A 25,653-nucleotide genomic window follows, 5' to 3' on the forward strand; every position below is an offset into this window, starting at 1 on the left:
AGTTACTCTCGTACTTGTTCTTCCCTCACAACAGAGTTTTACGATCCGAAAACCTTCTTCACTCACGCGGCATTGCTCCATCAGACTTTCGTCCATTGTGGAAGATTCCCTACTGCTGCCTCCCGTAGGAGTCTGGGCCGTGTCTCAGTCCCAGTGTGGCCGATCACCCTCTCAGGTCGGCTACGCATCGTCGCCTTGGTGAGCCGTTACCTCACCAACTAGCTAATGCGCCGCGGGCCCATCCTGTAGTGACAGCCGAAACCGTCTTTTAACATCTCCCCATGAGAGGAAATGGATTATTCGGTATTAGCCCCGGTTTCCCGGAGTTATCCCAATCTACAGGGCAGGTTGCCCACGTGTTACTCACCCGTCCGCCGCTAAATCAGAAGAAGCAAGCTTCTTCGTCATTCGCTCGACTTGCATGTATTAGGCATGCCGCCAGCGTTCGTCCTGAGCCAGGATCAAACTCTCCATAATAGTTGACTTCCGATTTGCGAAGCATTTCGAAAGGCAACAAATTAGAACTAGTTTAAAAGCTCATTTGTTTTGCTGGCATCATCATTAAATGATGTCAAAAATTGTTTTGCTATCGAACTAACTAGGTTAGTCGAAAAGCTGTATGTCTTAACGTTTTGCATGTTCAGTTTTCAATGTTCATGTTGTTTAAGTTGTCGTCTTGTTTCAGCGACCTTTGTATCTTAACATCTTTTTAACATTAATGTCAACACTAAATCATAAAATTAATTAAAACGATTTGAAAAGGTGTGTGTTTCTTTGAAAACAAAAGCTTTGTTGGTTGGTTTACTGATATTTTTATTGTTTATTTTGTTTAATGTACCAAAGAATTTCTCTTCGCTGCTCCCTGTTTTTCAACTTACAGAAAAGCCTACTGTTATTTCGAAAGGTTCGTATGGGAATACAATTACGGTAGATTTAACGTTTGGAAAGGAAGATATAGAACAGTTTGTAACAGATATACAGGCTCCTTACCCACATTTTTTTATAGGTATTGAATGGATTGAACGCTCTGAGGAGATTATAGAGGTCATGAAAGAAAAAAACATACCTATTAGTCTCTTAGGTAAAAATGGAGCAACTTATATAGAAAGTCCGACTTTGTTTGAACAAGAAGTTGAACGATTCGAACAAGCAATTGGAGAAAGACCACTCTGGTTTAGATCAATGGATTATGAGTTTCCTATTGAATTGCAAAAAAAGGCTTGGGAACAGAAAGTAAATTTACTCAGCTCTAGTAAGTACTGGTCTGATAAAGTTCCCTCACTTGAAAAAGGAGATATTCTCACTATTCCTCTCCATCAAGAAGAACGGGTAGATATACAACAACTGAAAAAGTTTGTTCAGTCTAAAGAAATTATAACCATTGAACAAAATATCTTCGGGTTAAAAGTAAAAACAAAAACATATCCCGAATAATCTCTTTAACTAAAAAAGTTGCTCTGACTTGTAGTCAGGGCAACTTTTATTAGTTCTTAGCCGATACTGCTTCTCTTCTTTTTTTCCTACGATCTTCTAATTTCAAACGATCGACTTCTGACTGCGCATTGTATTTTGGCAGAGCCAGTAATTGGTATGCATTCACCGCCAGAATAGGGAACAATAATAGCGTAACCCAACTATCTACATTGTCTGCTTGTACCATCAATACCGGAAGCCATTCCAGAGTTGAGATTACTATCATAAAAAACAAAGCAGATATAAGCGCATGCTTTTTCGTCAGATTCGCTTTAACAATTGCTACTACTGCTGATGTAATGATTAAGACCGTAAGCAATATACCGTATAGCCATATTTGGTCGGTAGTTTCTGCATTTGGTCTAAAACGGAACATGATCAAATCAAAAATAACAAATGCAATAATTAATAATTGCACCCAGTTCCATAAAGTAAGGGTTCTAAAAATATTCACTCCCATTTGGTGAATGGTTAGATAGGCAAAGAAACCCATTTGTGCAATTACACTTATTGTAAAGCCCATTGCTACCATAAACGCAAATGCTGCAAAGAATTCACTCCATTGTCCCGCTTCAAAATATTTTGCAAAAGCATCATCCCAACGTATAAATAAACCAAGAATACCTGTTATTAAACCACCAATTAACATGGCATTTAGAAAGAATTTAAACCAATTTCGAATAGTCACTGCGAGATTTCCTCCATCTTTTCTATTTCCTGTATAAATTGTAACAAGCCTTTTAAGAAAAATCTATTTCTTCCTACTGACTATACATATTTCCAAACCAAATGTGAACAATAATCGAAAGGCGGTGATAGTTATGAAATACGTTGTACTTTTATTAATGAGTATTGGACTTCTCGTTAGTTGTAGTTCTCCTGCTGCGCAGCCTTCTTATGAGGAGAATAAGAAAATGTTTATCGATGCATTGCAAACAGAAGATGGGAAAAAAGCTATTCGAACATTGTTGTCAGATCCTCAATTTAAGGAGCTCCTAGTAATAGACAGTGAACAAGTGAAGAAATCTGTTGAAGAGACAATGCTTTCAAAAAAGGCAGAGGACTTTTGGAAGGAAGTTTACTCGGACCCGAAATTTTCAGAGACTATGGCTAAGAGTATGGTCAAGCAGCAAGAGGAATTGATGAAAGCCTTAATGAAGGATCCGACTTATTTAAAGGATTTAGAAACCTTTTTTGGTTCTGCTGAGATGAAAAAAGAATTAGCCAAGGTATTGGAATCCAGCGATATGCGAAAAGAAATGCAAAAGGTTGTAGAAGAAACTATCCAAAGTCCGATGCTGCAAACTAAGTGGCAGAAGTTAATAGAAGAGGCTGGAGGCAAAACTGAAAAAGGCGCGGGAGGAGGCTCTTCTGAGGAAGAGAAAAAGAAAGCAGAAGGAAAATAAGGCCGCTCCTCTATGGAAACGGCCTCTTTTTTATGCTTTTTCAATAATTTTTTGTGCAATTTCTAAATAAATTTTCCCAGTATTATGTGTTTCTCCATAAACTGATGGAGCGAAATCGATGTCATTCCAGTCTGGCTGCCCTAATGGCAATTGACCAAGTAATTCTGTACGTAGTTCATCTGCAAGCTTTGGTCCGCCGCCTTTACCAAATACAAATTCTTTTTCACCAGTGGATTTTGATTCGTACCAAGACATGTTTTCTATTACTCCCAGAATTTCATGATCTGTTTGAAGTGCCATTGCCCCTGCTCTAGCCGCAACGAAAGCCGCTGTCGGATGTGGTGTTGTTACGACGATTTCTTTTGATGAAGGTAGCATTTGGTGAATATCTAAAGCGACATCTCCAGTACCTGGTGGTAAATCTAGTAGTAAATAGTCTAGCTCTCCCCACTCCACATCCTTGAAGAATTGGTCTAACACTTTACCAAGCATTGGTCCACGCCATACAACGGGTGTATTGTTCTCTACAAAGAAGCCCATGGAGATTACTTTAACACCCTTGCGGTCCACTGGGATGATGCGGTCTTCTATTATTTGTGGGATGTCTTTTATACCCATCATATCTGGTACACTAAATCCATAAATATCTGCATCTACAAGTCCTACTTTTTTACCTAAACGAGCAAGTGCTACCGCTAAGTTAACGGATACAGTGGATTTACCAACGCCACCTTTACCAGAAGCAATAGAAATAATTTTCACTTTGCTATTTGGGGATAGAAGGTTGTCGTTATCACTTTCTTTTGTTTTCCCTCGGAATTGCTCCAGTACTTCTTTTGGTAGTTCTTCAAAACGAATACCTACCGTTGTTGCTCCAGCCTCTTTTAATACTTCTACAACTTTTCCTTGTAGTTGCATTTGTTCTGCTGAATTTATTTTAGCTATAGCTAATTTTACACTAACATGTTTTTTTTCTTCTTTAATAGACACTTCCGAAATCCCGTTCGTTTCTTCTAGTGTTCTATGTAAAAACGGGTCGTTTAATGCTCCTAGCAAAGCACGAACTTGTTGCTCATTAATCATCTGTAGACACTCCCCTTAAGTTTCACTATTCGCACTATAGTATACCATAACCTGAGTGTCTACATCCGTTTGCTAGTCTTAGTAAATATTTTCTTCCACATATTGAGCTATACCTTTTGAAATGGCTTCCACCATTTGCTTTTGATACTTTTCAGACTTTAGTAATTCTCTCTCCTCATTATTACTTAAAAAACCTGTTTCTACTAACACTGCCGGAGCATTTGCTTTCTTTAAGATATACACTTGTTTAATCGAAAGTGCTTCTCGCTCTGTGTTACCGATATTCTTTCGAATAGATCCCTGAATCGATTTAGCTAACAGTTGACCTCCTTCGTGTCCATCAGCATGATAGAAAACCTGAGCACCTCTCCATCTTTCCTCTGGAACTGCGTTCACATGCATACTTATGATTAAGTCCGCCTCTGAGTTATTCATAATTTCTTCACGCAGCAAAAGGTCAGCAACCTTCCTAGCTCTTGTGGTCGGAAAATCCTCATCTGGTCTATGCTCCGCAATTGAGTCACCTTCTTTACTGCGCGTCATAATCACCGTTGCACCCTGCGATTTTAACTTTTTCTCTAACTTCAGGGACATGGAAAGCGTAATATCTCGTTCGATAGTCTCCCCACTACTAGCCCCACCATCTATCCCTCCATGGCCCGGATCAATGACAATCTTTACTCCACTCAATGGTTCGGGTAGGAAGAAACCAACATCACTCGCTTTTGTTCCATACACAACTGCAAGAAGGGATATCAAAAATAAAACCAAGATAATTAGCCACTTTTTCAGGTTTATCGCTCCTTTTTCACTCATTATACGTACAAGGGACAAATAGTATGATTAGAATTGTCCACGTATTTTCGAGCTATAAATATTCACTCCACCAATTTCTATACAAATCTTTTTTAATAAAAATAAAAAAAGCACTCCCCGAGAAATCTCGAGAAGTGCTTTGAACTGAAAATATAATATTAACGTTTTGAGAACTGAGGTGCACGACGAGCGCCTTTAAGTCCTGGTTTTTTACGTTCTTTCATACGTGGATCACGTGTTAAGAATCCTGCTGATTTCAATGCTGGACGGAAATCAGGATCTACTGTAAGTAGTGCGCGTGCAATACCATGACGGATTGCTCCCGCTTGTCCTGTGAATCCACCACCATTAACATTTACATGTACATCGTAGCTACCTAAAGTTTGAGTAGTTACTAATGGTTGTTTAATGATTTCACGTAAAGTTTCGTATGGTACGTAATCTGCTACGTCACGTTTGTTGATAACGATTTTTCCTTCGCCCGGTACTAAACGTACACGTGCTACTGAACTTTTACGGCGACCAGTGCCGATATATTGAACTTGTGCCAAGTGATTGTCCTCCTCTTAATTATTATCCGCGAAGCTCATATGCTTCTGGTTGTTGTGCTGCATGTGGATGCTCTGCTCCAGCATAAACGTTTAGTTTAGTATACATTTTAGATCCTAAAGAGTTTTTAGGAAGCATTCCTTTTACTGCTAACTCAAGCATTTTCGTTGGGTACTTAGTACGCATTTCTAAAGCTGTACGTTGTTTAAGTCCACCAGTGAATTGAGTGTGACGGTAGTAAATTTTATCATTTAACTTGTTCCCAGTTAAATGAATTTTTTCAGCATTGATGATGATCACGTGATCACCTGTGTCAACGTTTGGTGTGAATGTTGGTTTGTTTTTACCACGTAAAATAGCTGCAACTTCTGAAGCTAGACGACCAAGAGTTTGGCCTTCAGCGTCTACTACTAACCATTTACGTTCTACTTCGTGACCTTTAGCCATGAATGTTGTACGCATGTATTTTGTCCTCCTAATTCAATCATAATCGTTCTAAAATTTTCTATATCCTCATACCAATAAGTTTCGGGGCTTATATTGTGGGGTTAAGAAATACCATACATTATCGTACCCCGAAAAGAACAATTAGTCAAGTGTTTTTCGTAAAACACCTGGTGATGTTGTTTCATTCACCATATGCTACTTTTTCGAGGTATAAACCGTGTGCTGGAGCAGTTTTCCCCGCTTCCTTTCTAGCACACGACGAGAGGATTTTTGGAATACTCTCTACACTTTTTTTTCGAATGCCTACTTCCCATAAAGTTCCCGCAATAATACGCACCATATTATATAAAAAACCACTTCCACTAATAATCATATGAAGTTGTTGTGTTTCTTTCTTCACTTCAAAATCAATAGAATAAATAGTTCTCACAAAATCATTAACATTCGTTTTAGCTGCACAAAAACTGGAGAAATCATGGGTGCCCAAAAGATATTGAGCTGCTACTTGCATTAATGGGATATCTGGTTTGTATCGATCTGCATGTACGGAAAAATCACGCTCAAATGGACTATGTATTTCACTAAGTGACCAAATATAACGATATGTCTTTCCAACCGCATGATATCTAGCATGAAAATCATCAGATACCTGCTCTATCGACAAAATACGAATATCCCTAGGCAATTGAACATTTAATGCGGTGCTCCAACGATCTAACGGAAATGTTAGTGGACTATCAAAGTGAATAACTTGTCCTGTTGCATGGACACCAGCGTCTGTTCTTCCACTAGCAACGACTTTCACAATGGTGCCCTTATGAATTATTTCTAAGACACGTTCTATTTCCAATTGAACTGTTCGTTTTCCCGGTTGAACCTGATAACCGGAAAACTGACTGCCATCATAACTAATAATCGCTCGAAGTCTCACGCTAACTCCTCCTTATCAGTTTCTTAAGTAAACTAGTATTGCAGCTAGTACGACAAGGGAGAGGATGATTAGCGTGTCTCTCGTAACCCATTCTAGCTTTCTATACCTTGTACGACCTTCGCCACCTTTATAGCCTCTCACTTCCATTGCAGTAGCTAAATCCTCTGCACGTTTAAATGCGCTAACAAACAAAGGTATTAGAAGTGGGACAATTGCATTCATTCTCTCCTTCATACTACCTGTTGTCATATCAGAACCTCTGGCCATCTGCGCTTTCATTATCTTATCTGTTTCATCCATTAAAGTTGGTATAAACCTTAACGAAATAGACATCATCAGAGCCAATTCATGTACAGGAAGCTTCCATTTTTTTAATGGATTCAACAAGATTTCTAATGCATCTGTTATGGAAATAGGTGTCGTAGTTAACGTAAGAATAGATGTTAACACAACGAGTACGGTAAAGCGGATAGATATGAAAATACCTTGCTTCAACCCTTCCTCATAGATCGTTATGAACTTCCAGTCAAAGATAATTGGACCTTCTCGAGTGAAAAACAGATGTAATAAGAAGGTAAATATGATTAAAAAAACAACGGGTTTTAAACCGTTAATCAAAAAATAAAGCCTAATTTTCGATAGTCGTATAATTAAAAAAGTAAACAGTAGTAATATTCCATAAGTAATCCAGTTATTTGCGATGAAGACAACCATGATAAACAAGAACACGAAAATCAGTTTCGCGCGGGCATCCAAACGATGAATAAAAGAATCTCCAGGAATATAACGACCAAATATCATTTTTTCAAGCATTAGACTTCACGCTCCTTTTTCAACAGGCGTGCTAGTTCTTCAGCTAAAGTCTCTTCTGTTAAACAAAGTGTCGGTAATTTTTCGTTCATCATCTCTTCTATTTTCTTTTGAAACTTAATAGATTGAGGCAATTCTAAACGATAATCCAACAAACGATCCTCATCAGAGAATATTTCCATCGGCAGCCCTTGCAGCACGCATTTCCCATTATGCATAATAGCGATTCGATCTGCATATCTAGCGGCATCTTCCATGCTATGCGTTACAAGTACGGTCGTTAAACCTTTTTCTTGATGGAGTCTATAAAATAGCTCCATTATTTCTTTACGGCCTCTCGGGTCAAGGCCAGCAGTTGGTTCATCCAGTACTAATACTTCCGGATTCATCGCGAGAACTCCCGCTATGGCAACTCTTCGCATTTGGCCTCCAGACAAGTCAAACGGAGACTTTTCCATTACCTCTTCTGGCAAACCAAGTAACCGGACTAACTCTATTGCACGTTGTCTTGCTTCCTCTTCAGGTACTCCAAAGTTCATAGGTCCAAACATGATATCCTTGAGTACTGTTTCATCAAACAATTGATGCTCAGGAAATTGAAAAACGATTCCTACTTTTTGTCTAAGCTCTCTTAGTTTTTTATTCTTTTTACCTGCTTCTACTACTGTGCTACCAATGCGAATAACACCTTCTGTAGGCTTGAGCAAAGCATTTAAATGCTGTAGAACGGTAGATTTCCCCGAACCTGTATGACCGATGATAGCTTGGTAAGAACCGGAGGGAATAAGTAAATCTACATCGTATAAAGCTCTTTTTTCAAATGGCGTATCCTTGGCATATGCGTAACTTACTTGTTGAAGTGAGATGTCCATAAATCATTCACCAACTCTTCTTCTGACATGTGGTCTGCTACAATTTGCACACCTTGTGCTCGTAGTAGTCTAGACATATTCATCGCAAAAGGAAGATCTAATCCTAAATCGATTAACTCTTGTCCTCGCTCAAATATTTCTTGGGGTGAACCTTCCGCATACTTTTCGCCTTGATTCATAACAATCACACGGTCGGCAAGAAGTGCTTCTTCTAAATCATGCGTAATAGAAATAACCGTTAAGTCAGTTTCCGCTCTCAACTGGCGCACTGTTTGTAAGACTTCTTCTCTCCCCTGTGGATCTAACATCGAAGTTGCTTCGTCTAACAATAAAATTCTCGGTTGAAGAGCAATAGCTCCTGCAATGGCAACTCTTTGTTTTTGCCCCCCTGATAGATGATGAGGCTCACTATTCATAAAGTCATTCATTTTCACTTTTACTAAAGAGGCTTGCACCCGTTCTACCATTTCCTCAAAAGGGATTCCGTTATTTTCTAATGCAAATGCTACATCATCTTGTACGGTTGCTCCTACGAATTGGTTATCTGGATTTTGAAAAACCATTCCCATTTTAGAGCGAGTGTCCCATAAATTATGTTCATTTAATGGTTCTCCAAAAACTCGTACCGTTCCCGTCTGAGGAAATAGAAGACCATTCATTAATCTTGCTAATGTCGATTTGCCTGAACCATTATGGCCCACAATCGCCACCCATTCACCTTCATTGATAGTATAGGACATACTCTGTATCGCTGGCCGTACACTTGTATCTTCCTCGGCATATGTAAATGTAACTTCCTGTAAAGAAATAACTTCGCGTTTCAAACCATTACCTCCTCTGCTCCACTCAGCTGTGCTAATATTCTACATCATTTTACATGAAATTAAAAAAGCGCGCACCTCATTTTGAGAAATGCGCTCTTCTATAACTTATTTCAAGATTGGTTGCTCAAGACCAATCAGAAAAATGAGGTGCGTAGAGCTAGACGAGACGCTACTTCTAGAGATTAAAAATCCAAATAAGTCCGCTCATCATAACACTCTGCTTTTAAATTGTCGTATAAATTTGTTTGAAAAAAAGAGGGCGGTAGTATCCCACCAAATACCCTCTTCAATTTGGCAGACGAATAAACGTCTGAAATTATTAAATCAAATTCGCCTCGGCGTATTGCGTCCAGATTGTGAATTGCACTTGTGCAATTCACTCTTTACAAAATCTGTGACATCCGCCGGAGGCTTTAATTTTTAGGTGTATAAGCACCAAAAATTAAATTAAACTAATTCGATTACTACTACTGGTGCTCCGTCTCCGCGACGAGGTCCAACTTTCATAATACGAGTGTAACCGCCTTGACGATCAGCATAGCGTGGTGCTACATCATCAAACAATTTTTGTAAAGCATAGATTGTTGTCTCGTTGCCTTCTGCATCAGTAGAAGCAACGATCTCACGACGAATGTAAGCCGCAGCTTGACGACGAGCGTGGATATCTCCGCGTTTACCTAAAGTGATCATTTTTTCAACAACCGAACGTAATTCTTTTGCACGTGCTTCAGTAGTTTGAATACGTTCATTTATAATTAGGTCCGTTGTTAAGTCACGTAACATCGCTTTACGTTGAGAACTTGTACGTCCAAGTTTTCTGTAACCCATGGATGTTTCCCTCCTTTGGTGAATAATTCAAGTCTCGCTATATCAAAACTCGTTTAGTCTTCTTTACGTAATCCTAAGCCAAGCTCATCTAACTTCGCTCTTACTTCTTCTAAAGATTTACGTCCAAGGTTTCTTACTTTCATCATATCGTCTTCTGATTTGCTTGCAAGCTCAAGTACAGTATTAATACCAGCGCGTTTTAAGCAATTATAAGAACGAACAGAAAGATCAAGTTCTTCAATAGTCATCTCTAAAACTTTTTCTTTTTGATCTTCTTCTTTTTCGACCATGATTTCAGCTGTTTGTGCCTCATCAGTCATCCCTACAAAAATATTCAAGTGCTCTGTTAAAATTTTCGCTCCAAGAGAAATCGCCTCTTTAGGACCTGTGCTGCCATCTGTCCACACATCAAGTGTCAGTTTATCGAAATTGGACATTTGTCCAACACGAGTATTTTCCACTTGGAAATTCACGCGTGAAACTGGAGTATAAATAGAGTCGATCGGGATTACGCCGATAGGAAGATCCTCACGTTTGTTTTGAACAGCAGGAGTGTAGCCACGGCCCCGACCTGCGTACATACGCATGCGGAAATGACCATTTTTGCTGATTGTAGCAATATAGAGCTCAGGGTTTAAAATTTCTACGTCACTGTCATGTGTAATGTCAGCAGCAGTAATCGTTCCCTCACCTTTAACATCAATCTCAATGACTTTTTCTTCGTCAGAGTAGATTTTCAAAGCTAGTTTTTTCACATTCATAATAATAGATGCTACATCTTCCACTACGCCTTCAATAGTTGAAAACTCGTGTAAAACACCATCAATTTGAATAGAAGTAACTGCAGCTCCTGGTAAAGAAGACAGAAGGATGCGTCGTAAAGAATTTCCCAAAGTATTTCCATAGCCACGTTCTAGCGGTTCTACAACAAATTTACCAAACTTGGCACTTTCGCTGATTTCTACACTTTCAATCTTTGGTTTTTCGATTTCGATCATTCCAATTTACCCTCCCTCAAAACATCGAATGTATAGGTTCTTTCCATCATGAATTCGATCGTTAACTGATTGCTGTTAATACAACCTCAGTCTGTACAATAAATGATGTTCTCAAACAAGTTGAGTATCACCTATTAAACGCGACGACGTTTTGGTGGACGGCAACCATTATGTGGTACTGGTGTTACGTCTTTGATTGCTGTAACTTCTAGACCTGCAGCTTGTAGTGCGCGAATCGCCGATTCACGACCAGCACCTGGTCCTTTAACTGTTACTTCCAAAGTTTTAATGCCATGTTCCATTGAAGTCTTTGCAGCAGCTTCTGCAGCCATTTGTGCAGCAAATGGAGTAGATTTACGAGAACCTCTAAATCCAAGAGCTCCAGCACTTGACCATGAAAGTGCATTTCCTTGCATGTCTGTGATAGTCACAATTGTGTTGTTAAATGTTGAGCGAATGTGAGCAATACCGGATTCGATATTCTTTTTCACACGACGCTTACGTGTTTGTTGTTTACGTGCCATGTTAGGAAGAAACCTCCTTTACCGATTATTTTTTCTTGTTAGCTACTGTTTTACGTGGACCTTTACGAGTACGTGCATTGTTCTTCGTATTTTGTCCGCGTACTGGTAAGCCTCTACGATGACGGATACCACGGAATGAACCGATTTCCATCAATCGTTTAATGTTTAGTGATACTTCACGACGAAGGTCACCTTCTACTTTATATACACCAATTTGTTCACGGATTTTGTTTAGTTCTTCTTCTGTAAGATCACGTACACGTGTTTCTTCAGAAATACCAGCTTCCACCAATACTTTTTGAGAAGTCGTTTTACCAATACCGAAAATGTATGTTAATGCAATAACAACGCGTTTGTCGCGTGGAATGTCAACACCAGCAATACGTGCCATATGTGTCGTGCACCTCCTTCTTATTATCCTTGTCTTTGTTTGTGTTTAGGATTTTCACAGATTACCATTACTTTACCGCGTCGGCGAATTACCTTACATTTTTCGCAGATCGGTTTTACAGATGGTCTCACTTTCATCTAACCTAACCTCCTTAGTAGTCCGGAGTGCAAAAGATTATTATTTAAAACGGTACGTAATACGACCGCGAGTTAAATCGTAAGGAGAAAGTTCAATTGTGACTTTATCTCCAGGTAAAATACGGATGAAATGCATACGAATTTTACCCGATACATGCGCAAGTATCGTATGACCGTTTTCTAATTCTACCTTAAACATCGCGTTTGGCAAAGTCTCAACAACTGTTCCTTCGACTTCAATTACATCATCTTTCGCCATCAACCCTGTCTCCCTTCTATATACAAATCAGGTTCTCATCAATGCTCAAACGTAATTTGCTGTTAGTATAGCCTCAAAAGGAACGAAACTATTCGTTCAAGCATATGTTTGGAAATCATGAGAGATGTTCGAAAGACACTCGTAAGGTTTCGCTTTTAGCAATCCACGGAGTAGACCGTCTCCCTCATGTCAACATGTTCGTACGAATGTGTTGGATGAGTTCCATAGTACCCGTTCGTTACACAGATGCTTCCACGAAACCCATTATACCTCGTAAGTATTTTAAATGCACGTGGACAAGGGAGTCCCCGCTTTTGATGCATTTCTTTTCCTCCGAACGTATACCGGGCGCAATATGCTTTTGCAGCTCTCGATAAAAACATTTTCGTTCTTGCATACTACCCGGGTATTCAGTCATCTGCGACAGGCACCGGGCAATTATATGCGGTTGCCCTGTAACAGAGCATCAAGATCAGCGAATACCACTTTTATATCCTGCTGTCCATCGATATTAGATAAAACACCTTTGTCTTCATAAAAGTCGAGCAAAGGTTGTGTTTGCTTCATATTTACTTCCAGACGGTTAGTTACCGTTTCGGGATTATCATCAGCACGTTGATAAAGCTCTCCACCATCTTTGTCACATACTCCATCTGTAGCAGGTGGATTAAAGACTAAATGATAAGCAGTTCCACATTCTTTACAAATGCGTCGACCTGTTAGACGTTTGATCAATTCTTCTTGTTCTACTTGAATATTAAGCACATGCTTAATAGATTTATCTAGTTCCGAAAGTAAAGCATCAAGTGCTTCTGCTTGAGGAACTGTACGAGGGAAACCATCAAGTAGGAATCCTTTTTCACAGTCTGGTTTACTCAATCTTTCGCGGACAATACCAATCGTAACTTCATCAGGTACCAAAGCACCTTGATCCATAAACGATTTTGCTTTCAAACCTAGTTCCGTACCATCTTTAATAGCTGTACGAAACATATCGCCTGTAGAAATATGAGGGATTGCGTACTTCTCAACAATTTTGTCTGCCTGTGTACCTTTACCAGCACCAGGTAAACCCATTAAAACGATATTCATACGAAAATGCCCCCCAGGACTATATAGTCGATTTTTAGGAACATCAACGTTCCTAAAAACCTTCCTTATTTCATAAAGCCTTTATAATGACGTTTAACTAGTTGGGACTCTAGCTGTTTCATCGTTTCGAGTGCAACCCCAACTACGATTAACAAACTTGTTCCGCCAATTTGCGCTGACTGCGGAAGATCCGCATACTTCACAAATAGCATCGGCATGATTGAAATGACAGCTAAGAATATTGCTCCAACAAACGTTAAACGATACAAAACGGTAGTTAAGTAGTTCTGTGTATTGATCCCTGGACGAATCCCTGGAATATACGCACCTTGCTTTTTCAAATTGTCTGCTACATTCTCTGGATTCACTTGAATGAACGCATAGAAGTAAGTAAACGCAACGATTAAAGCAATATAAATTGTCATACCAATAGGTTGTGTATAATCTAATGCTCTCGTAATAGCATCGGTCGTACTGTTTTGACCAAAGAATAATACGAGTGACTGCGGCGCCATAAGAAACGCTGAAGCAAAGATTACCGGAATTACTCCCGCAGCATTAACTTTTAAAGGCAAGTGGGTCTGTTGGCCACCCGTTTGGGTAGTTCCAGAAACACGCTTCGCATATTGAATTGGAATTTTACGCAACGCTTGTTGAACGTAAATTACTCCAACTGTTACTGCGACAATTGCTAGTAAAAGTAAAAGTACTATTACAATATTGATAAACAGTGCATCTCCTGCACCTTGAATTTGTTGTGCGTACACTTGGTTAACTGCGTTTGGAATGGCAGCAGCAATACCAGCGAAGATAATAATGGAAATACCATTACCAACACCTTTAGAGGTAATTTGCTCTCCTAACCACATTAAAAATGCAGTCCCGGCTGTCAAAACAATTGCAATTACTAAGTATGTCACTACACCTTCTTCTTTTATTAAAGAACCACTATACATGCGGTTAAAACCGTATGACATAGCAATTGCTTGAACAAAAGCTAACACAATTGTGAAGTAACGAGTGAATTGTGCAAGTTTACGTCTTCCAACTTCACCTTGTTTCGCCCACTCAGTAAACTTCGGAACAACATCCATTTGTAGTAGTTGTACAATGATAGATGCGGTGATGTAAGGCATGATACCCATCGCTAAAATAGAAAAGTTAGCAAGGGCTCCACCGCCGAATGTATTAAGGAAACCAATCAAACCCATTTGGTCTGTTTGTTTTAAAACATTGGCATCGACGTAAGGTACCGGAACAAATGTCCCAATACGGAAGACGATTAACATCAATAATGTAAAAATGATTTTATTTCGAATATCTCTCACACGCATAAAGTTGGAGATTGTCTGAAACATTAAACCACCTCTGTTGATCCGCCAGCGTTCTCAATTGCTTCTTTTGCTGATGCAGAGAATTTATGAGCTCTTACAGTTAACTTCTTCTCAAGTGTTCCATTGCCTAGAATCTTGATACCAGATTTTTCACTGCTCACAACACCTGTTTCGATTAATAAAGCAGGTGTAACTTCTGTGCCTTCTTCGAAACGATTTAATGTGTCAAGGTTCACAATTGCGAATTCTTTACGATTAATATTCGTAAATCCGCGTTTTGGTAAACGACGGAATAACGGGTTTTGACCGCCCTCAAATCCCGGACGAACGCCTCCGCCTGAACGAGAATTCTGACCTTTATGACCTCTACCTGATGTTTTACCAGTTCCAGAACCGATTCCACGTCCAATACGCTTACGTGAAGAACGAGATCCTTCTGATGGTTTTAACTCATGAAGTTTCATATGGTGGCACCTCCTTATTCTTAAAATAAACCTTAAATTTCTTTAGTTGTTACTAGATGAGCTACTTTTTTAACCATGCCACGAATAGCGACATTGTCCTGGTGCTCAACTGTTTGATGCATTTTACGTAATCCAAGAGCTTCTACTGTTTTGCGTTGAGTTGGTTTAGTACCAATCAAGCTTCTAGTAAGGGTAATTTCTAATTTAGTTGCCATTGTAATTTCCCCCCCTTATCCTAACAGTTCTTCTACTGATTTACCACGCAATTTAGCAACGTCTTCAGCACGTTTTAATTGAGTTAAACCTTGTACTGTAGCACGTACCATGTTGATTGGTGTGTTAGAACCAAGTGATTTAGAAAGAATGTCAGTAATACCAGCTAATTCAAGTACTGCACGAACCGGTCCACCAGCAATAACTCCTGTACCAGGTGCTGCAGGTTTTATTAGAATAGATCCAGCACCAAAATGTCCAACGACTAGGTGAGGAGTAGTACCTTTAACTCTTGGTACTTCTATTAAGTTTTTCTTCGCGTCTTCAACAGCTTTACGGATAGCATCTGGAACTTCTTGTGCTTTACCAGTACCAAATCCTACATGCCCGTCTTTGTCACCGACTACTACTAATGCAGTAAAACGGAAACGACGTCCACCTTTTACAACTTTAGCAACACGGTTAATCGTTACTACGCGTTCTTCAAGTTCAAATTTGTTTGGGTCAATCGCAAGCATGAGATATGTCCCTCCTTCTTCTTAAAATTCTAAGCCATTTTCACGTGCAGCTTCAGCTAACGCTTTAACACGTCCATGATACAAGTAACCGCCACGGTCAAATACAACAGATTTGATGTTTTTTTCTGTAGCGCGTTTTGCAATTGTTTCACCGATTACTTTAGCAGCTTCAACATTTCCAACTGTTCCAGTGAAATCTTTATCCATAGTAGATGCACTAACGATTGTAACACCTTTAGTATCATCGATAAGTTGTGCATATAAATGTTTATTTGAACGGAATACATTTAAACGAGGACGTTCAGTAGTACCCGTGATTTTTGTACGAACACGTACATGACGTCTCTTACGAACTTGATTTTTGTCTTGTTTCGTAATCACAGTGGTCACTCCTTTCTAATGCGAAAAGCATTATTTACCTGTTTTACCTTCTTTGCGACGTACAACTTCGCCTTCGTAACGAATACCTTTACCTTTGTACGGCTCTGGTGGACGAACTTGACGAATGTTAGATGCTAAAGCACCAACACGTTCTTTATCAATACCGCGAACGATAATTTTTGTGTTTGTAGGAACTTCAACTACTAGTCCGTCTTCAGGATTGAATTCAACTGGATGAGAGAAACCTACGTTAAGTACAAGCTTAGTTCCTTGTAATTGTGCACGGTAACCTACCCCAATTAATTCTAATCCACGTTCGAATCCTTGAGATACACCCGTAATCATGTTAGCTAGCAAAGCGCGAGTTGTACCATGAATTGTACGGTGTTCTTTTGAATCTGAAGGACGCACTAAAGTTATAACAGTGCCTTCTTGCTCAATTTTAATATCTTGGTTAAATGATTTTGTTAATTCACCTTTTGGTCCTTTTACAACTACTGTGTTTTCAGCGCTAACTGTTACAGTAACTTCTGCAGGAACCTCTATTGGTTTTTTACCTACTCGAGACATTTTGTTGCACCTCCATTCGTTTGTTGATTATTACCAAACGTAAGCTACGATTTCTCCGCCGACTTGTTTAGCGCGAGCTTCTTTATCTGTTAATAAACCATTTGAAGTAGAAACTAAAGCAATTCCTAAACCATTCAATACTTTAGGTACTTCGTTTGTTTTAGCGTAAACGCGTAGACCTGGTTTTGAAATACGTTTCAAACCAGTAATAACACGCTCATCGTTTTGACCATATTTTAAGAAGATGCGGATGATTCCTTGTTTGCTATCTTCTACATATTCAACATCACGGATGAAACCTTCGCGCTTTAATATTTCAGCGATTTCCTTTTTCAGGTTTGAAGCAGGAACTTCTAATTTCTCGTGACGAACCATGTTAGCATTACGAATGCGTGTAAGCATATCTGCAATTGGATCTGACATTGTCATTACATTTACCTCCTTCCCAGTTATAGGGGATTACCAGCTTGCTTTTTTAACGCCAGGAATTTGCCCCTTGTATGCAAGTTCACGGAAACAAATACGGCAAAGCTTGAATTTACGATATACAGAGTGCGGACGTCCACAACGCTCACAGCGTGTGTATGCTTGCACTTGGAACTTTGGCGTACGTTGTTGTTTAACGATCATTGATTTTTTAGCCACGTTTTCGCCTCCCTTATTTTACTTTTGGAATGGCATACCGAATTGTGTTAATAACTCACGAGCTTCTTCGTCAGAATTCGCAGTTGTTACAATTACGATGTCCATACCGCGTACTTTCGAAACTTTATCATAATCAATTTCAGGGAAGATTAATTGTTCTTTAATTCCAAGAGTGTAGTTACCGCGACCGTCGAATGCTTTTTTAGAAACACCACGGAAGTCACGTACACGCGGAAGAGAAATAGCGATTAATTTATCCAAGAAGTCATACATACGTTCTCCACGTAGAGTGACTTTTGTACCGATTGGCATACCTTCACGAAGACGGAATGTAGCGATCGATTTTTTAGCTTTAGTAACTACAGGTTTTTGTCCTGAAATGATTTGTAATTCCTCAACAGCTGCGTCAAGCGCTTTTGTATTAGAAACAGCATCACCAACACCCATATTGATAACTATTTTATCAACTTTAGGTACTTGCATTACTGATTTATATTCAAATTTGCTCATTAGAGCAGGAGAAACTTCCTTAAGATACTTTTCTTTTAGGCGGTTCATGTGTGTACCTCCCTTCTCTTTACTTATTTAATAATTTCACCGGATTTTTTCGCAACACGAACTTTTTTGCCATCTTCCATTTTTGAACCTACGCGAGTCGGCTCGCCAGTTTTTGGGTCGATTAACATAACATTCGATACGTGGATTGCAGCCTCGTGGCTTACAATTCCTCCTTGCGGATTAGCTTGGTTTGGCTTCATATGTTTTTTGATGATGTTTACACCTTCAATTAACACACGGTCTTTCTTAGGAAAAGAAGTAAGAACAACACCTGTTTTACCTTTGTCTTTACCTGAGATAACCTTTACTTTGTCGCCTTTTTTAACATGCATTCTGTCGCACCTCCTTGATTGGCACTTTCATGTAATTAAAGAACTTCTGGAGCTAAAGATACGATTTTCATAAAGTTGCTATCGCGTAATTCACGAGCAACTGGTCCAAAAATACGTGTTCCACGCGGGCCTTTATCGTCTTTGATAATCACGCAAGCATTTTCATCAAATTTGATATATGTCCCGTCTTTACGGCGTACGCCGCTTTTAGTGCGAACGATTACAGCTTTAACGACGTCACCCTTCTTGACAACGCCACCTGGTGTTGCTTTCTTAACTGTACATACGACGATATCGCCGATATTAGCAGTCTTACGTCCAGAACCACCAAGTACTTTAATAGTTAAAACTTCACGTGCACCTGAGTTGTCTGCAACTTTCATGCGAGTTTCTTGTTGGATCACTTAGGTAACCTCCCTTCGGAATTAATTAGTCCCGAACTTATTATTAGATAATAACCGCTTTTTCTATAACTTCCAATAGACGGAAGCGTTTAGTAGCTGATAGCGGACGAGTTTCCATGATACGGACGATATCTCCGATTTGGGCTTCGTTTTGCTCATCATGAGCTTTAAATTTCTTAGAATACTTAACAGCTTTACCGTATAATCTGTGCTTCTTTTGAGTTTCAATTAAAACAGAAATTGTTTTATCCATTTTATCTGAAACAACACGGCCAGTGTATACTTTGCGTTGATTACGCTCAGTCATGCCAGAAAACCTCCTTTATCAGTTGTTTGCACTGATTTCTCTTTCACGAACCACAGTTTTCATACGCGCGATAGCTTTACGAACTTCGCGGATACGAGCTGTGTTTTCTAATTGACCAGTCGCCAATTGGAAGCGAAGGTTGAAAAGCTCTTCTTTCAGTGATTTTACCTTTTGTTCTATTTCTGCAGTAGTAAGGTCACGGATGTCATTAGCTTTCATTAGATTCACCACCAATTTCTTGACGTTTGATTATTTTACATTTGATCGGAAGCTTATGTGCTGCTAATCTTAATGCTTCACGAGCAACTTCCTCAGAAACGCCAGCTATTTCAAACATTATTTTTCCAGGTTTTACAACTGCTACCCATCCTTCAGGAGCACCTTTACCTGAACCCATACGAACCTCAAGAGGCTTTTTCGTATATGGTTTATGCGGGAATATTTTAATCCATACTTTACCGCCACGTTTCATGTAACGTGTCATTGCAATACGAGATGCTTCAATTTGACGACTAGTAATCCAGCTTGCTTCAGTTGCTTGTAAACCGTATTCGCCGAATGCTATTTCTTTGCCGCCTTTTGCTTCACCACGCATTTTCCCACGGTGTTCACGACGATATTTAACGCGTTTAGGCATTAACATATTATTTGCCTCCTTCCTCAGAGTTCTTCTTAACTGGAAGGACTTCACCACGATAAATCCATACTTTAACGCCTAGCTTACCATAAGTTGTGTCAGCCTCAGCATGTGCATAATCAATGTCAGCACGTAATGTATGAAGTGGTACAGTTCCTTCACTGTAATGTTCAGCACGAGCAATGTCAGCGCCGCCTAAGCGTCCAGATACTTGAGTTTTAATACCTTTAGCCCCAGAACGCATTGTGCGTTGAATTGCTTGTTTTTGAGCACGACGGAAAGATACGCGGCCTTCTAATTGGCGTGCAATACTTTCTGCTACTAATTTAGCATCTAAGTCAGCTCGTTTTATTTCTACAATATTTATGTGTACACGTTTACCAGTTAAATCGTTCAAGTGCTTACGAAGTGCTTCCACTTCCGTACCACCTTTACCGATTACCATACCTGGTTTAGCTGTGTGAATTGTAACATTAACACGTTTTGCAGCGCGTTCAATTTCTACAGTAGAAACAGAAGCTTCTTTCAAACGAGTTTCGATGTACTTACGGATCTTCAAGTCTTCGTGTAGTAGAGTTGCATAGTCTTTACCAGCGTACCATTTTGACTCCCAGTCACGAATGATGCCTACTCGTAATCCTATAGGATGTACTTTTTGACCCACGAATTATCCCTCCTTCTTCTCTGATACCACGATTGTGATGTGGCTAGTACGTTTGTTAATAGCACTTGCGCGTCCCATCGCACGTGGGCGGAAACGTTTTAACGTTGGACCTTCATCAACAAAGACTTCAGAAACAACTAGGTTATTAACATCTAAATCATAATTGTGCTCAGCGTTGGCAACAGCAGATTTCAATACTTTCTCAACAACAGGTGATGCTGCTTTTGGAGTTAGTTTTAAAATTGCAACTGCTTCACCGATTTGCTTACCTCTGATTAAATCAACGACTAATCGTACCTTACGAGGGGCAATGCGCACTGTTTTAGCAATAGCTTTTGCTTGTGACATTTGAATGACCTCCTCTCAAATTAGCGTCTAGTTTTCTTGTCATCAGAACCATGACTTCCTATAGCGCGTGTTGGTGCAAACTCGCCAAGTTTATGACCTACCATATCTTCAGTTACGTATACAGGAACATGTTTGCGTCCGTCATATACAGCGATTGTTAACCCGATAAAAGTAGGGAAAATTGTAGAACGGCGAGACCAAGTCTTAATCACTTGTTTTTTCTCAGAGTCCTTTTGTGCATCGACCTTTTTCAATAAATGATCATCTGCGAAAGGTCCTTTTTTCAAGCTACGTCCCATGCTGAAACCTCCCTCCGTGATAACACCACGGCTCTATCTGTGAACCGTAGTAAAACCACTTTATTTTTTACGACGACGAATGATAAATTTGTCGGATTTGTTTTTCTTGTTACGAGTTTTGTAGCCAAGAGTTGGTTTACCCCATGGAGACATTGGAGATTTACGTCCAATTGGAGTTTTACCTTCACCACCACCGTGTGGGTGATCGTTCGGGTTCATTACAGATCCACGTACAGTTGGGCGTTTACCTAACCAACGATTACGACCCGCTTTACCAATGTTCACAAGTTCATGTTGTTCGTTTCCTACTTCACCGATAGTTGCGCGGCAAACACCTAGGATCATACGAACTTCACCAGATTGTAAACGTACAATTACATACTTACCTTCTTTACCAAGTAATTGAGCTGATGTACCAGCAGAGCGAACTAACTGACCACCTTTACCTGGTTTCATTTCGATATTATGGATAGTAGAACCCATTGGAATATTTATTAGTGGAAGAGCGTTCCCTACTTTTATATCAGCTTCTGGTCCTGACACGATTGTCATTCCCACTTCTAAGCCTTTAGGAGCTAGGATGTAACGTTTTTCCCCATCTGCATAATTGATTAATGCAATATTTGCAGTACGGTTTGGATCATACTCAATAGTAGCAACGCGTCCTGGTATACCATCTTTATTTCGTTTGAAATCAATAATACGGTATTGACGTTTATGTCCACCACCATGATGACGAACAGTAATTTTACCTTGGTTGTTACGGCCGCCTTTACGTTTCACAGGTGCAAGTAGAGATTTTTCTGGTTTGTCAGTTGTGATCTCTGCATAATCTAATGAAGTCATGTTACGACGTCCGTTTGTCGTTGGTTTATACTTTCTAATACCCATGTTATTCCCTCCTTCTGGATTATTAATTCCTTTTAATAAGGATTAGATTTCGAATAACTCGATTTCTTTGCTTTCTACAGTTAACGTAACTATCGCTTTACGACGCTTGTTCGTATACCCACCAAATTTACCTACGCGCTTGTATTTTCCTTTGTAGTTCATGATGTTCACTTTTTCAACATCTACTCCGAAAATTTCTTCAATAGCGTATTTAACTTGAGTTTTGTTGGCGCGAGTGTCTACATCGAAAGTGTACTTTTTATCTGCCATTACTTCAGAAGAACGCTCGGTAATGACCGGACGTTTAATAATATCACGTGCTTCCATTATCCAAGCACCTCCTCTACTTTTTCTACTGCTGCTTTAGTCATTACAAGTTTGTTATGACCGATTAAATCTAAAACGTTAATGCCTGTTGCAGACACAACTGTGATTCCAGGGATGTTACGAGCAGCTAATGCTACTGTTTCATCTAAATCAGCAGTTACAAATAACGCTTTTTTATCGATTGAAAGGTTAGATAACACTTTCAAAAAGTCTTTTGTTTTTGGTGCATCAAATGCTAAACCTTCAAGTACTACGATGCTTTCTTCTCTAGCTTTTGTTGAAAGAGCTGAAAGAAGAGCTAAACGACGTACTTTTCTAGGTAATTTAAAGCTGTAGCTACGTGGAGTCGGTCCGAAAACAACACCACCACCACGCCATTGTGGAGAGCGGATAGAACCTTGACGAGCACGTCCAGTTCCTTTTTGTTTCCATGGTTTACGTCCACCACCAGCAACTTCAGAACGGTTTTTCACTTTGTGATTACCTTGACGAAGTGAAGCGCGTTGAGAAATGATAGCTTCAAATAAGACAGATTCATTTGGTTCAATACCGAAAACTTTATCGTTTAATTCGATTTCACCAACTGAAGATCCTGCTTGATTGAATAATGATACTTTTGCCATTCCTGTTTCCTCCTTTCTTTAGAAAATTATTTCGATTTAATAGCAGTTTTAACAACTACTAATGATTTACGAGAACCAGGAACATTACCTTTTACTAATAATAGGTTACGTTCAGCGTCCACTCTTACGATTTCTAAGTTTTGGATCGTTACTGTAACTCCACCCATTTGACCAGGTAATTTCTTTTGTTTAAATACACGGTTCGGAGCAACTGGCCCCATTGAACCTGGACGACGGTGATAACGAGATCCATGGGCCATTGGTCCACGAGATTGTCCGTGGCGTTTAATAACACCTTGGAAACCTTTACCTTTAGTTACACCTGTTACATCAATTACATCGCCTTCTGCAAAACTTTCTACCTTGACTTCTTGACCAACCTCGTAATTAGCTGTATCCAATCCGCGGAACTCGCGAATGAAGCGCTTAGGAGCAGTGCTTGCTTTTGCTACGTGCCCTTTAGCAGGTTTGTTAGAAAGCTTTTCTCGCTTGTCTTCAAAACCTAACTGAATAGCTTCGTAACCGTCTGTTTCAACTGTTTTCTTTTGAAGTACTATGTTTGGAGTAGCTTCAATAACAGTTACAGGGATTAAGTCACCGTTCTCAGCAAATACTTGCGTCATACCGATTTTTCTACCTAAGATTCCTTTGGTCATCTGTCACACCTCCTATGTTAATTTGTATTTCTTTATTTTTTACCATTAAAGTTTGATTTCAATATCAACGCCAGATGGTAAATCAAGCTTCATTAACGCATCAACAGTTTGTGGTGTTGGGTTAACGATATCGATAAGACGTTTATGCGTACGCATTTCGAATTGCTCACGAGAATCTTTATACTTATGAACAGCGCGAAGAATCGTATAAACAGTTCTTTCAGTCGGAAGTGGAATCGGACCCGATACACTTGCACCTGAACGTTTAGCAGTTTCAACAATTTTCTCAGCAGATTGATCAAGAATTCTATGATCATACGCTTTTAAACGGATACGAATTTTTTGTTTTGCCATTACTTTCCCTCCTTTTCGCCTATTTTCTAGACATTCTCCACGAAAATTTTCCGTACACTCGCCATGGCAAAGCGGCCGGGTGTGTCGGTAACCTCTCGCTTCATCGCAGTCAAAGACCAACATTTAACATTATAAACAATAAAAAAAGATTTCGCAAGTGTTTTTACGAAACTTTTTAAAATGTTATAACCGCATTACTTTTTTCATAATACATATGTTTTTCTAAGCCGTTTTCTAGTATATAAAATTTCAAAGGAAAAAGCAACTGATAAGTGATATTATATTTTGTGAATATATGACCCTTCTATATAATCATTTACCTCAACAAAAAAGAACATCTCTTCAATAGAGATATCCTTTCTTACTATTACTATAGAACAAACACTACTGCAATCCACCCGAAAAGTACAAGAGGAATGTTATAGGCTATAAAGGTCGGTACACAAGTATCCCATATATGGTTATGCTGTCCATCTACGTTCAATCCTGCAGTCGGCCCGAGCGTTGAGTCGGAAGCTGGCGAGCCCGCGTCCCCTAAAGCTCCTGCTGTACCTATTAAAGCAATTGTCGCTAATGGACTTAATCCAAGTTCCATAGCTAGTGGTACATAGATGGCAGCTATTATAGGTATAGTAGCAAATGATGAACCTATTCCCATCGTTACAATTAATCCAATGATTAACATGATTAATACCGCAACACTCACATTACCCTTTAATAAACTTGAAGATGCTTCCACAAGGCTTTCTACATGCCCTGTAGCATTAATGACCGCTGCAAATCCATTTGCTGTAATCATTACGAAGCCAACGAACGCCATCATTCGCATTCCTTCTGTTAGAAGTACATCTGCTTCTTTCCTTTTTAGGGCACCACTAACATAAAGAACAACGATACCAGCTAGTGCTCCTGCAATCATAGAATCTGTTGCTACCTGAACAACCAACGCTGCTATTAAAGAGATCACTGTATAGATAATACTACTGGTTTTAACTTGTACGTCTAATTCACTTACTTCTACTGCTTCTTGTTTATAGTTTCTCGGTTTACGATACATAACAAATGCTATTACTAAACCAAATACCATTCCAAGAGCAGGAACAGCCATCGCCTTTGGAATATCACTTAATACTATCTCTAAACCTGATAGTCCCATCTGAGTAGCAACGATGTCCTGATAAATTGCACCAAACCCATATGGGATAAACATATACGGAGTAATTAAACCAAACGCCAAAATACATGCGATCAATCTACGATCCACTTTTAACAAATTCAACACTTTTAAGATTGGAGGTACTAACAACGGGATAAAAGCGATATGTATTGGGATTAAGTTCTGTGAGAACACAGCCATCATCAGTAGTAATAAGAACACTAGAGCTTTAACAAGTCCCGTTTTGTCCGAGTCACCCTTACTCTTTACCATCTTTAAAATTGCCACCACTAACAACTCGGGAATACCCGTCTTAGAGATAGCAATAGCAAAGCCCCCTAGCAGTGCATAACTAAGCGCTATAGTCGCACCAGCTCCTAGCCCACCTGTAAATGCATCAATTGTTTCTGCAACGGACAAGCCCGCTGTAAGCCCTCCTACAAGGGCACCTATAATTAACGAGAATACGACGTTAATACGAAGTAAACTCAATACTAACATGACTACTACTGCTATTATTACGGCATTCATA

At 39.4% G+C, this 25,653-nt stretch carries 41 protein-coding genes and 1 rRNA gene; 2 read left to right on the plus strand and 40 right to left on the minus strand.

Annotated elements, in window-relative coordinates; all coding sequences use genetic code 11:
- Window positions 1-477, minus strand: a 16S ribosomal RNA gene (locus tag LDK52_RS00005); the annotation flags it as partial.
- A 297-nt stretch (window positions 478-774) separates the two neighbouring features.
- Here LDK52_RS00005 and LDK52_RS00010 point away from each other — a divergent pair.
- Entirely contained in the window at window positions 775-1,434 is a 660-nt protein-coding gene (locus LDK52_RS00010) for a hypothetical protein (protein WP_277583908.1), read from the plus strand.
- Between the two features lie 49 nt (window positions 1,435-1,483).
- On the opposite strand, the gene LDK52_RS00015 is transcribed toward LDK52_RS00010, so the two are convergent.
- Window positions 1,484-2,161, minus strand: coding sequence for a KinB-signaling pathway activation protein (locus LDK52_RS00015; RefSeq protein WP_277583909.1), 678 nt, complete (start codon window positions 2,159-2,161; stop codon window positions 1,484-1,486).
- 133 nt (window positions 2,162-2,294) lie between these two features.
- Here LDK52_RS00015 and gerD point away from each other — a divergent pair, with 133 nt between their 5' ends.
- On the plus strand, window positions 2,295-2,879 hold the full coding sequence (gene gerD, locus LDK52_RS00020; protein ID WP_277583910.1) for a spore germination lipoprotein GerD: 585 nt from the start codon (window positions 2,295-2,297) through the stop codon (window positions 2,877-2,879).
- A 30-nt stretch (window positions 2,880-2,909) separates the two neighbouring features.
- Here the strand turns inward: gerD and LDK52_RS00025 are convergent, their stop codons facing one another.
- From LDK52_RS00025 to LDK52_RS00210, 38 genes are all read right to left on the minus strand, one after another.
- Entirely contained in the window at window positions 2,910-3,962 is a 1,053-nt protein-coding gene (locus LDK52_RS00025) for an Mrp/NBP35 family ATP-binding protein (protein WP_277583911.1), read from the minus strand.
- A gap of 78 nt (window positions 3,963-4,040) precedes the next feature.
- Window positions 4,041-4,754 carry an N-acetylmuramoyl-L-alanine amidase gene (locus tag LDK52_RS00030; RefSeq protein WP_277584095.1) on the minus strand — a complete coding sequence of 238 codons (714 nt, stop codon included), beginning with the start codon at window positions 4,752-4,754 and terminating at the stop codon, window positions 4,041-4,043.
- 182 nt (window positions 4,755-4,936) lie between these two features.
- The gene (rpsI, locus tag LDK52_RS00035; protein WP_277583912.1) at window positions 4,937-5,329 is read right to left on the minus strand and encodes a 30S ribosomal protein S9; all 393 of its coding nucleotides are present in this window, start codon (window positions 5,327-5,329) and stop codon (window positions 4,937-4,939) included.
- Window positions 5,330-5,351: 22 nt separating this feature from the next.
- A complete protein-coding gene (gene rplM / locus LDK52_RS00040) occupies window positions 5,352-5,789 on the minus strand; it encodes a 50S ribosomal protein L13 (protein WP_277583913.1) in 438 nt (145 codons plus the stop codon).
- A 166-nt stretch (window positions 5,790-5,955) separates the two neighbouring features.
- Entirely contained in the window at window positions 5,956-6,705 is a 750-nt protein-coding gene (gene truA, locus LDK52_RS00045) for a tRNA pseudouridine(38-40) synthase TruA (protein ID WP_277583914.1), read from the minus strand.
- A 15-nt stretch (window positions 6,706-6,720) separates the two neighbouring features.
- Window positions 6,721-7,518, minus strand: coding sequence for an energy-coupling factor transporter transmembrane component T family protein (locus LDK52_RS00050; protein ID WP_277583915.1), 798 nt, complete (start codon window positions 7,516-7,518; stop codon window positions 6,721-6,723).
- The gene (locus LDK52_RS00055; RefSeq protein WP_277583916.1) at window positions 7,518-8,387 is read right to left on the minus strand and encodes an energy-coupling factor ABC transporter ATP-binding protein; all 870 of its coding nucleotides are present in this window, start codon (window positions 8,385-8,387) and stop codon (window positions 7,518-7,520) included. The genes LDK52_RS00050 and LDK52_RS00055 overlap by 1 nt, the downstream gene beginning before the upstream one ends.
- The gene (locus LDK52_RS00060) at window positions 8,363-9,211 is read right to left on the minus strand and encodes an energy-coupling factor ABC transporter ATP-binding protein (protein WP_277583917.1); all 849 of its coding nucleotides are present in this window, start codon (window positions 9,209-9,211) and stop codon (window positions 8,363-8,365) included. Before LDK52_RS00060 ends, LDK52_RS00055 begins: the two co-directional genes overlap by 25 nt.
- A gap of 447 nt (window positions 9,212-9,658) precedes the next feature.
- On the minus strand, window positions 9,659-10,039 hold the full coding sequence (gene rplQ / locus LDK52_RS00065) for a 50S ribosomal protein L17 (RefSeq protein ID WP_277583918.1): 381 nt from the start codon (window positions 10,037-10,039) through the stop codon (window positions 9,659-9,661).
- A 53-nt stretch (window positions 10,040-10,092) separates the two neighbouring features.
- A complete protein-coding gene (locus LDK52_RS00070; RefSeq protein WP_277583919.1) occupies window positions 10,093-11,037 on the minus strand; it encodes a DNA-directed RNA polymerase subunit alpha in 945 nt (314 codons plus the stop codon).
- 134 nt (window positions 11,038-11,171) lie between these two features.
- On the minus strand, window positions 11,172-11,561 hold the full coding sequence (rpsK, locus tag LDK52_RS00075; RefSeq protein ID WP_277583920.1) for a 30S ribosomal protein S11: 390 nt from the start codon (window positions 11,559-11,561) through the stop codon (window positions 11,172-11,174).
- Between the two features lie 25 nt (window positions 11,562-11,586).
- Window positions 11,587-11,952, minus strand: a complete 366-nt coding sequence (rpsM, locus tag LDK52_RS00080; protein WP_277583921.1) for a 30S ribosomal protein S13 — start codon at window positions 11,950-11,952, stop codon at window positions 11,587-11,589.
- A 23-nt stretch (window positions 11,953-11,975) separates the two neighbouring features.
- Window positions 11,976-12,089, minus strand: coding sequence for a 50S ribosomal protein L36 (gene rpmJ, locus LDK52_RS00085; protein ID WP_003247619.1), 114 nt, complete (start codon window positions 12,087-12,089; stop codon window positions 11,976-11,978).
- A gap of 40 nt (window positions 12,090-12,129) precedes the next feature.
- Window positions 12,130-12,348: a translation initiation factor IF-1 gene (gene infA, locus LDK52_RS00090; RefSeq protein ID WP_016429904.1), complete on the minus strand. Its 219-nt coding sequence runs from the start codon at window positions 12,346-12,348 to the stop codon at window positions 12,130-12,132.
- A 438-nt stretch (window positions 12,349-12,786) separates the two neighbouring features.
- A complete protein-coding gene (locus LDK52_RS00095; RefSeq protein WP_277583922.1) occupies window positions 12,787-13,440 on the minus strand; it encodes an adenylate kinase in 654 nt (217 codons plus the stop codon).
- A 65-nt stretch (window positions 13,441-13,505) separates the two neighbouring features.
- Window positions 13,506-14,798: a preprotein translocase subunit SecY gene (gene secY / locus LDK52_RS00100; RefSeq protein ID WP_277583923.1), complete on the minus strand. Its 1,293-nt coding sequence runs from the start codon at window positions 14,796-14,798 to the stop codon at window positions 13,506-13,508.
- A complete protein-coding gene (gene rplO / locus LDK52_RS00105) occupies window positions 14,798-15,238 on the minus strand; it encodes a 50S ribosomal protein L15 (RefSeq protein ID WP_277583924.1) in 441 nt (146 codons plus the stop codon). The genes secY and rplO overlap by 1 nt, the downstream gene beginning before the upstream one ends.
- Before the next feature lie 32 nt (window positions 15,239-15,270).
- Window positions 15,271-15,453, minus strand: a complete 183-nt coding sequence (gene rpmD / locus LDK52_RS00110) for a 50S ribosomal protein L30 (RefSeq protein ID WP_093537848.1) — start codon at window positions 15,451-15,453, stop codon at window positions 15,271-15,273.
- A gap of 15 nt (window positions 15,454-15,468) precedes the next feature.
- Window positions 15,469-15,969, minus strand: coding sequence for a 30S ribosomal protein S5 (rpsE, locus tag LDK52_RS00115; RefSeq protein ID WP_277583925.1), 501 nt, complete (start codon window positions 15,967-15,969; stop codon window positions 15,469-15,471).
- Between the two features lie 21 nt (window positions 15,970-15,990).
- Complete coding sequence (gene rplR / locus LDK52_RS00120) at window positions 15,991-16,350, minus strand: 50S ribosomal protein L18 (RefSeq protein WP_277583926.1); 360 nt, start codon at window positions 16,348-16,350, stop codon at window positions 15,991-15,993.
- Window positions 16,351-16,380: 30 nt separating this feature from the next.
- Window positions 16,381-16,920, minus strand: coding sequence for a 50S ribosomal protein L6 (gene rplF / locus LDK52_RS00125; protein WP_277583927.1), 540 nt, complete (start codon window positions 16,918-16,920; stop codon window positions 16,381-16,383).
- Window positions 16,921-16,950: 30 nt separating this feature from the next.
- Window positions 16,951-17,349, minus strand: a complete 399-nt coding sequence (gene rpsH, locus LDK52_RS00130; protein ID WP_090567854.1) for a 30S ribosomal protein S8 — start codon at window positions 17,347-17,349, stop codon at window positions 16,951-16,953.
- A gap of 30 nt (window positions 17,350-17,379) precedes the next feature.
- Window positions 17,380-17,565 carry a type Z 30S ribosomal protein S14 gene (locus LDK52_RS00135; protein ID WP_093537852.1) on the minus strand — a complete coding sequence of 62 codons (186 nt, stop codon included), beginning with the start codon at window positions 17,563-17,565 and terminating at the stop codon, window positions 17,380-17,382.
- A gap of 18 nt (window positions 17,566-17,583) precedes the next feature.
- Window positions 17,584-18,123: a 50S ribosomal protein L5 gene (rplE, locus tag LDK52_RS00140; RefSeq protein ID WP_093537853.1), complete on the minus strand. Its 540-nt coding sequence runs from the start codon at window positions 18,121-18,123 to the stop codon at window positions 17,584-17,586.
- A gap of 23 nt (window positions 18,124-18,146) precedes the next feature.
- Window positions 18,147-18,455 (minus strand): 50S ribosomal protein L24, encoded by a 309-nt coding sequence (gene rplX / locus LDK52_RS00145; protein WP_277583928.1) that lies wholly within the window; start codon window positions 18,453-18,455, stop codon window positions 18,147-18,149.
- Between the two features lie 35 nt (window positions 18,456-18,490).
- Window positions 18,491-18,859: a 50S ribosomal protein L14 gene (rplN, locus tag LDK52_RS00150; protein WP_277583929.1), complete on the minus strand. Its 369-nt coding sequence runs from the start codon at window positions 18,857-18,859 to the stop codon at window positions 18,491-18,493.
- A gap of 43 nt (window positions 18,860-18,902) precedes the next feature.
- Window positions 18,903-19,166, minus strand: coding sequence for a 30S ribosomal protein S17 (gene rpsQ / locus LDK52_RS00155; RefSeq protein WP_277583930.1), 264 nt, complete (start codon window positions 19,164-19,166; stop codon window positions 18,903-18,905).
- An 18-nt stretch (window positions 19,167-19,184) separates the two neighbouring features.
- The gene (gene rpmC, locus LDK52_RS00160) at window positions 19,185-19,385 is read right to left on the minus strand and encodes a 50S ribosomal protein L29 (protein WP_093537854.1); all 201 of its coding nucleotides are present in this window, start codon (window positions 19,383-19,385) and stop codon (window positions 19,185-19,187) included.
- On the minus strand, window positions 19,375-19,809 hold the full coding sequence (gene rplP, locus LDK52_RS00165; protein WP_277583931.1) for a 50S ribosomal protein L16: 435 nt from the start codon (window positions 19,807-19,809) through the stop codon (window positions 19,375-19,377). The genes rpmC and rplP overlap by 11 nt, the downstream gene beginning before the upstream one ends.
- Before the next feature lies 1 nt (window position 19,810).
- On the minus strand, window positions 19,811-20,467 hold the full coding sequence (rpsC, locus tag LDK52_RS00170; RefSeq protein WP_090567835.1) for a 30S ribosomal protein S3: 657 nt from the start codon (window positions 20,465-20,467) through the stop codon (window positions 19,811-19,813).
- A 3-nt stretch (window positions 20,468-20,470) separates the two neighbouring features.
- The gene (rplV, locus tag LDK52_RS00175; RefSeq protein ID WP_093537857.1) at window positions 20,471-20,815 is read right to left on the minus strand and encodes a 50S ribosomal protein L22; all 345 of its coding nucleotides are present in this window, start codon (window positions 20,813-20,815) and stop codon (window positions 20,471-20,473) included.
- Between the two features lie 20 nt (window positions 20,816-20,835).
- Entirely contained in the window at window positions 20,836-21,114 is a 279-nt protein-coding gene (gene rpsS, locus LDK52_RS00180; protein ID WP_277583932.1) for a 30S ribosomal protein S19, read from the minus strand.
- Between the two features lie 60 nt (window positions 21,115-21,174).
- On the minus strand, window positions 21,175-22,005 hold the full coding sequence (gene rplB, locus LDK52_RS00185; RefSeq protein WP_277583933.1) for a 50S ribosomal protein L2: 831 nt from the start codon (window positions 22,003-22,005) through the stop codon (window positions 21,175-21,177).
- 42 nt (window positions 22,006-22,047) lie between these two features.
- Entirely contained in the window at window positions 22,048-22,332 is a 285-nt protein-coding gene (gene rplW, locus LDK52_RS00190) for a 50S ribosomal protein L23 (protein ID WP_277583934.1), read from the minus strand.
- Entirely contained in the window at window positions 22,332-22,955 is a 624-nt protein-coding gene (gene rplD, locus LDK52_RS00195) for a 50S ribosomal protein L4 (RefSeq protein WP_277583935.1), read from the minus strand. Before rplD ends, rplW begins: the two co-directional genes overlap by 1 nt.
- 26 nt (window positions 22,956-22,981) lie before the next feature.
- On the minus strand, window positions 22,982-23,611 hold the full coding sequence (gene rplC / locus LDK52_RS00200; protein WP_277583936.1) for a 50S ribosomal protein L3: 630 nt from the start codon (window positions 23,609-23,611) through the stop codon (window positions 22,982-22,984).
- Window positions 23,612-23,656: 45 nt separating this feature from the next.
- The gene (rpsJ, locus tag LDK52_RS00205) at window positions 23,657-23,965 is read right to left on the minus strand and encodes a 30S ribosomal protein S10 (RefSeq protein WP_067204744.1); all 309 of its coding nucleotides are present in this window, start codon (window positions 23,963-23,965) and stop codon (window positions 23,657-23,659) included.
- A 370-nt stretch (window positions 23,966-24,335) separates the two neighbouring features.
- Window positions 24,336-25,652 carry a Na+/H+ antiporter family protein gene (locus LDK52_RS00210; RefSeq protein ID WP_277583937.1) on the minus strand — a complete coding sequence of 439 codons (1,317 nt, stop codon included), beginning with the start codon at window positions 25,650-25,652 and terminating at the stop codon, window positions 24,336-24,338.
- Window position 25,653: the final 1 nt, after the last annotated feature.

It is taken from the genome of Psychrobacillus antarcticus (assembly GCF_029533155.1).
GTDB lineage: Bacteria > Bacillota > Bacilli > Bacillales_A > Planococcaceae > Psychrobacillus > Psychrobacillus antarcticus.

What these genes read in the sequence shown, in the direction of transcription:
- rplV (WP_093537857.1), bottom strand. Translation starts at nt 20,815, where the DNA reads ATGTCACAAGCAAAAGCTATTGCTAAAACAGTGCGCATTGCCCCTCGT.
- rplM (WP_277583913.1), bottom strand. Translation starts at nt 5,789, where the DNA reads ATGCGTACAACATTCATGGCTAAAGGTCACGAAGTAGAACGTAAATGG.
- rplQ (WP_277583918.1), bottom strand. Translation starts at nt 10,039, where the DNA reads ATGGGTTACAGAAAACTTGGACGTACAAGTTCTCAACGTAAAGCGATG.
- LDK52_RS00055 (WP_277583916.1), bottom strand. Translation starts at nt 8,387, where the DNA reads ATGGACATCTCACTTCAACAAGTAAGTTACGCATATGCCAAGGATACG.
- rpmD (WP_093537848.1), bottom strand. Translation starts at nt 15,453, where the DNA reads ATGGCAACTAAATTAGAAATTACCCTTACTAGAAGCTTGATTGGTACT.
- rplF (WP_277583927.1), bottom strand. Translation starts at nt 16,920, where the DNA reads ATGTCTCGAGTAGGTAAAAAACCAATAGAGGTTCCTGCAGAAGTTACT.
- LDK52_RS00095 (WP_277583922.1), bottom strand. Translation starts at nt 13,440, where the DNA reads ATGAATATCGTTTTAATGGGTTTACCTGGTGCTGGTAAAGGTACACAG.
- rplB (WP_277583933.1), bottom strand. Translation starts at nt 22,005, where the DNA reads ATGGGTATTAGAAAGTATAAACCAACGACAAACGGACGTCGTAACATG.
- rpsJ (WP_067204744.1), bottom strand. Translation starts at nt 23,965, where the DNA reads ATGGCAAAACAAAAAATTCGTATCCGTTTAAAAGCGTATGATCATAGA.
- LDK52_RS00070 (WP_277583919.1), bottom strand. Translation starts at nt 11,037, where the DNA reads ATGATCGAAATCGAAAAACCAAAGATTGAAAGTGTAGAAATCAGCGAA.
- LDK52_RS00050 (WP_277583915.1), bottom strand. Translation starts at nt 7,518, where the DNA reads ATGCTTGAAAAAATGATATTTGGTCGTTATATTCCTGGAGATTCTTTT.
- rplP (WP_277583931.1), bottom strand. Translation starts at nt 19,809, where the DNA reads ATGTTAATGCCTAAACGCGTTAAATATCGTCGTGAACACCGTGGGAAA.
- rpsM (WP_277583921.1), bottom strand. Translation starts at nt 11,952, where the DNA reads ATGGCACGTATTGCTGGTGTTGACATTCCACGCGACAAACGCGTTGTT.
- LDK52_RS00210 (WP_277583937.1), bottom strand. Translation starts at nt 25,652, where the DNA reads ATGAATGCCGTAATAATAGCAGTAGTAGTCATGTTAGTATTGAGTTTA.
- secY (WP_277583923.1), bottom strand. Translation starts at nt 14,798, where the DNA reads ATGTTTCAGACAATCTCCAACTTTATGCGTGTGAGAGATATTCGAAAT.
- rpmJ (WP_003247619.1), bottom strand. Translation starts at nt 12,089, where the DNA reads ATGAAAGTGAGACCATCTGTAAAACCGATCTGCGAAAAATGTAAGGTA.
- rpmC (WP_093537854.1), bottom strand. Translation starts at nt 19,385, where the DNA reads ATGAAAGCTAATGACATCCGTGACCTTACTACTGCAGAAATAGAACAA.
- infA (WP_016429904.1), bottom strand. Translation starts at nt 12,348, where the DNA reads ATGGCGAAAGATGATGTAATTGAAGTCGAAGGAACAGTTGTTGAGACT.
- rplO (WP_277583924.1), bottom strand. Translation starts at nt 15,238, where the DNA reads ATGAAACTTCATGAGTTAAAACCATCAGAAGGATCTCGTTCTTCACGT.
- rpsS (WP_277583932.1), bottom strand. Translation starts at nt 21,114, where the DNA reads ATGGGACGTAGCTTGAAAAAAGGACCTTTCGCAGATGATCATTTATTG.
- rpsE (WP_277583925.1), bottom strand. Translation starts at nt 15,969, where the DNA reads ATGCTTGCGATTGACCCAAACAAATTTGAACTTGAAGAACGCGTAGTA.
- rpsQ (WP_277583930.1), bottom strand. Translation starts at nt 19,166, where the DNA reads ATGACTGAGCGTAATCAACGCAAAGTATACACTGGCCGTGTTGTTTCA.
- rplD (WP_277583935.1), bottom strand. Translation starts at nt 22,955, where the DNA reads ATGGCAAAAGTATCATTATTCAATCAAGCAGGATCTTCAGTTGGTGAA.
- rplX (WP_277583928.1), bottom strand. Translation starts at nt 18,455, where the DNA reads ATGCATGTTAAAAAAGGCGACAAAGTAAAGGTTATCTCAGGTAAAGAC.
- rplW (WP_277583934.1), bottom strand. Translation starts at nt 22,332, where the DNA reads ATGGAAGCACGTGATATTATTAAACGTCCGGTCATTACCGAGCGTTCT.
- rplC (WP_277583936.1), bottom strand. Translation starts at nt 23,611, where the DNA reads ATGACCAAAGGAATCTTAGGTAGAAAAATCGGTATGACGCAAGTATTT.
- gerD (WP_277583910.1), top strand. Translation starts at nt 2,295, where the DNA reads ATGAAATACGTTGTACTTTTATTAATGAGTATTGGACTTCTCGTTAGT.
- rplE (WP_093537853.1), bottom strand. Translation starts at nt 18,123, where the DNA reads ATGAACCGCCTAAAAGAAAAGTATCTTAAGGAAGTTTCTCCTGCTCTA.
- LDK52_RS00025 (WP_277583911.1), bottom strand. Translation starts at nt 3,962, where the DNA reads ATGATTAATGAGCAACAAGTTCGTGCTTTGCTAGGAGCATTAAACGAC.
- rpsH (WP_090567854.1), bottom strand. Translation starts at nt 17,349, where the DNA reads ATGACAATGTCAGATCCAATTGCAGATATGCTTACACGCATTCGTAAT.
- rpsK (WP_277583920.1), bottom strand. Translation starts at nt 11,561, where the DNA reads ATGGCACGTAAACAACAAACACGTAAGCGTCGTGTGAAAAAGAATATC.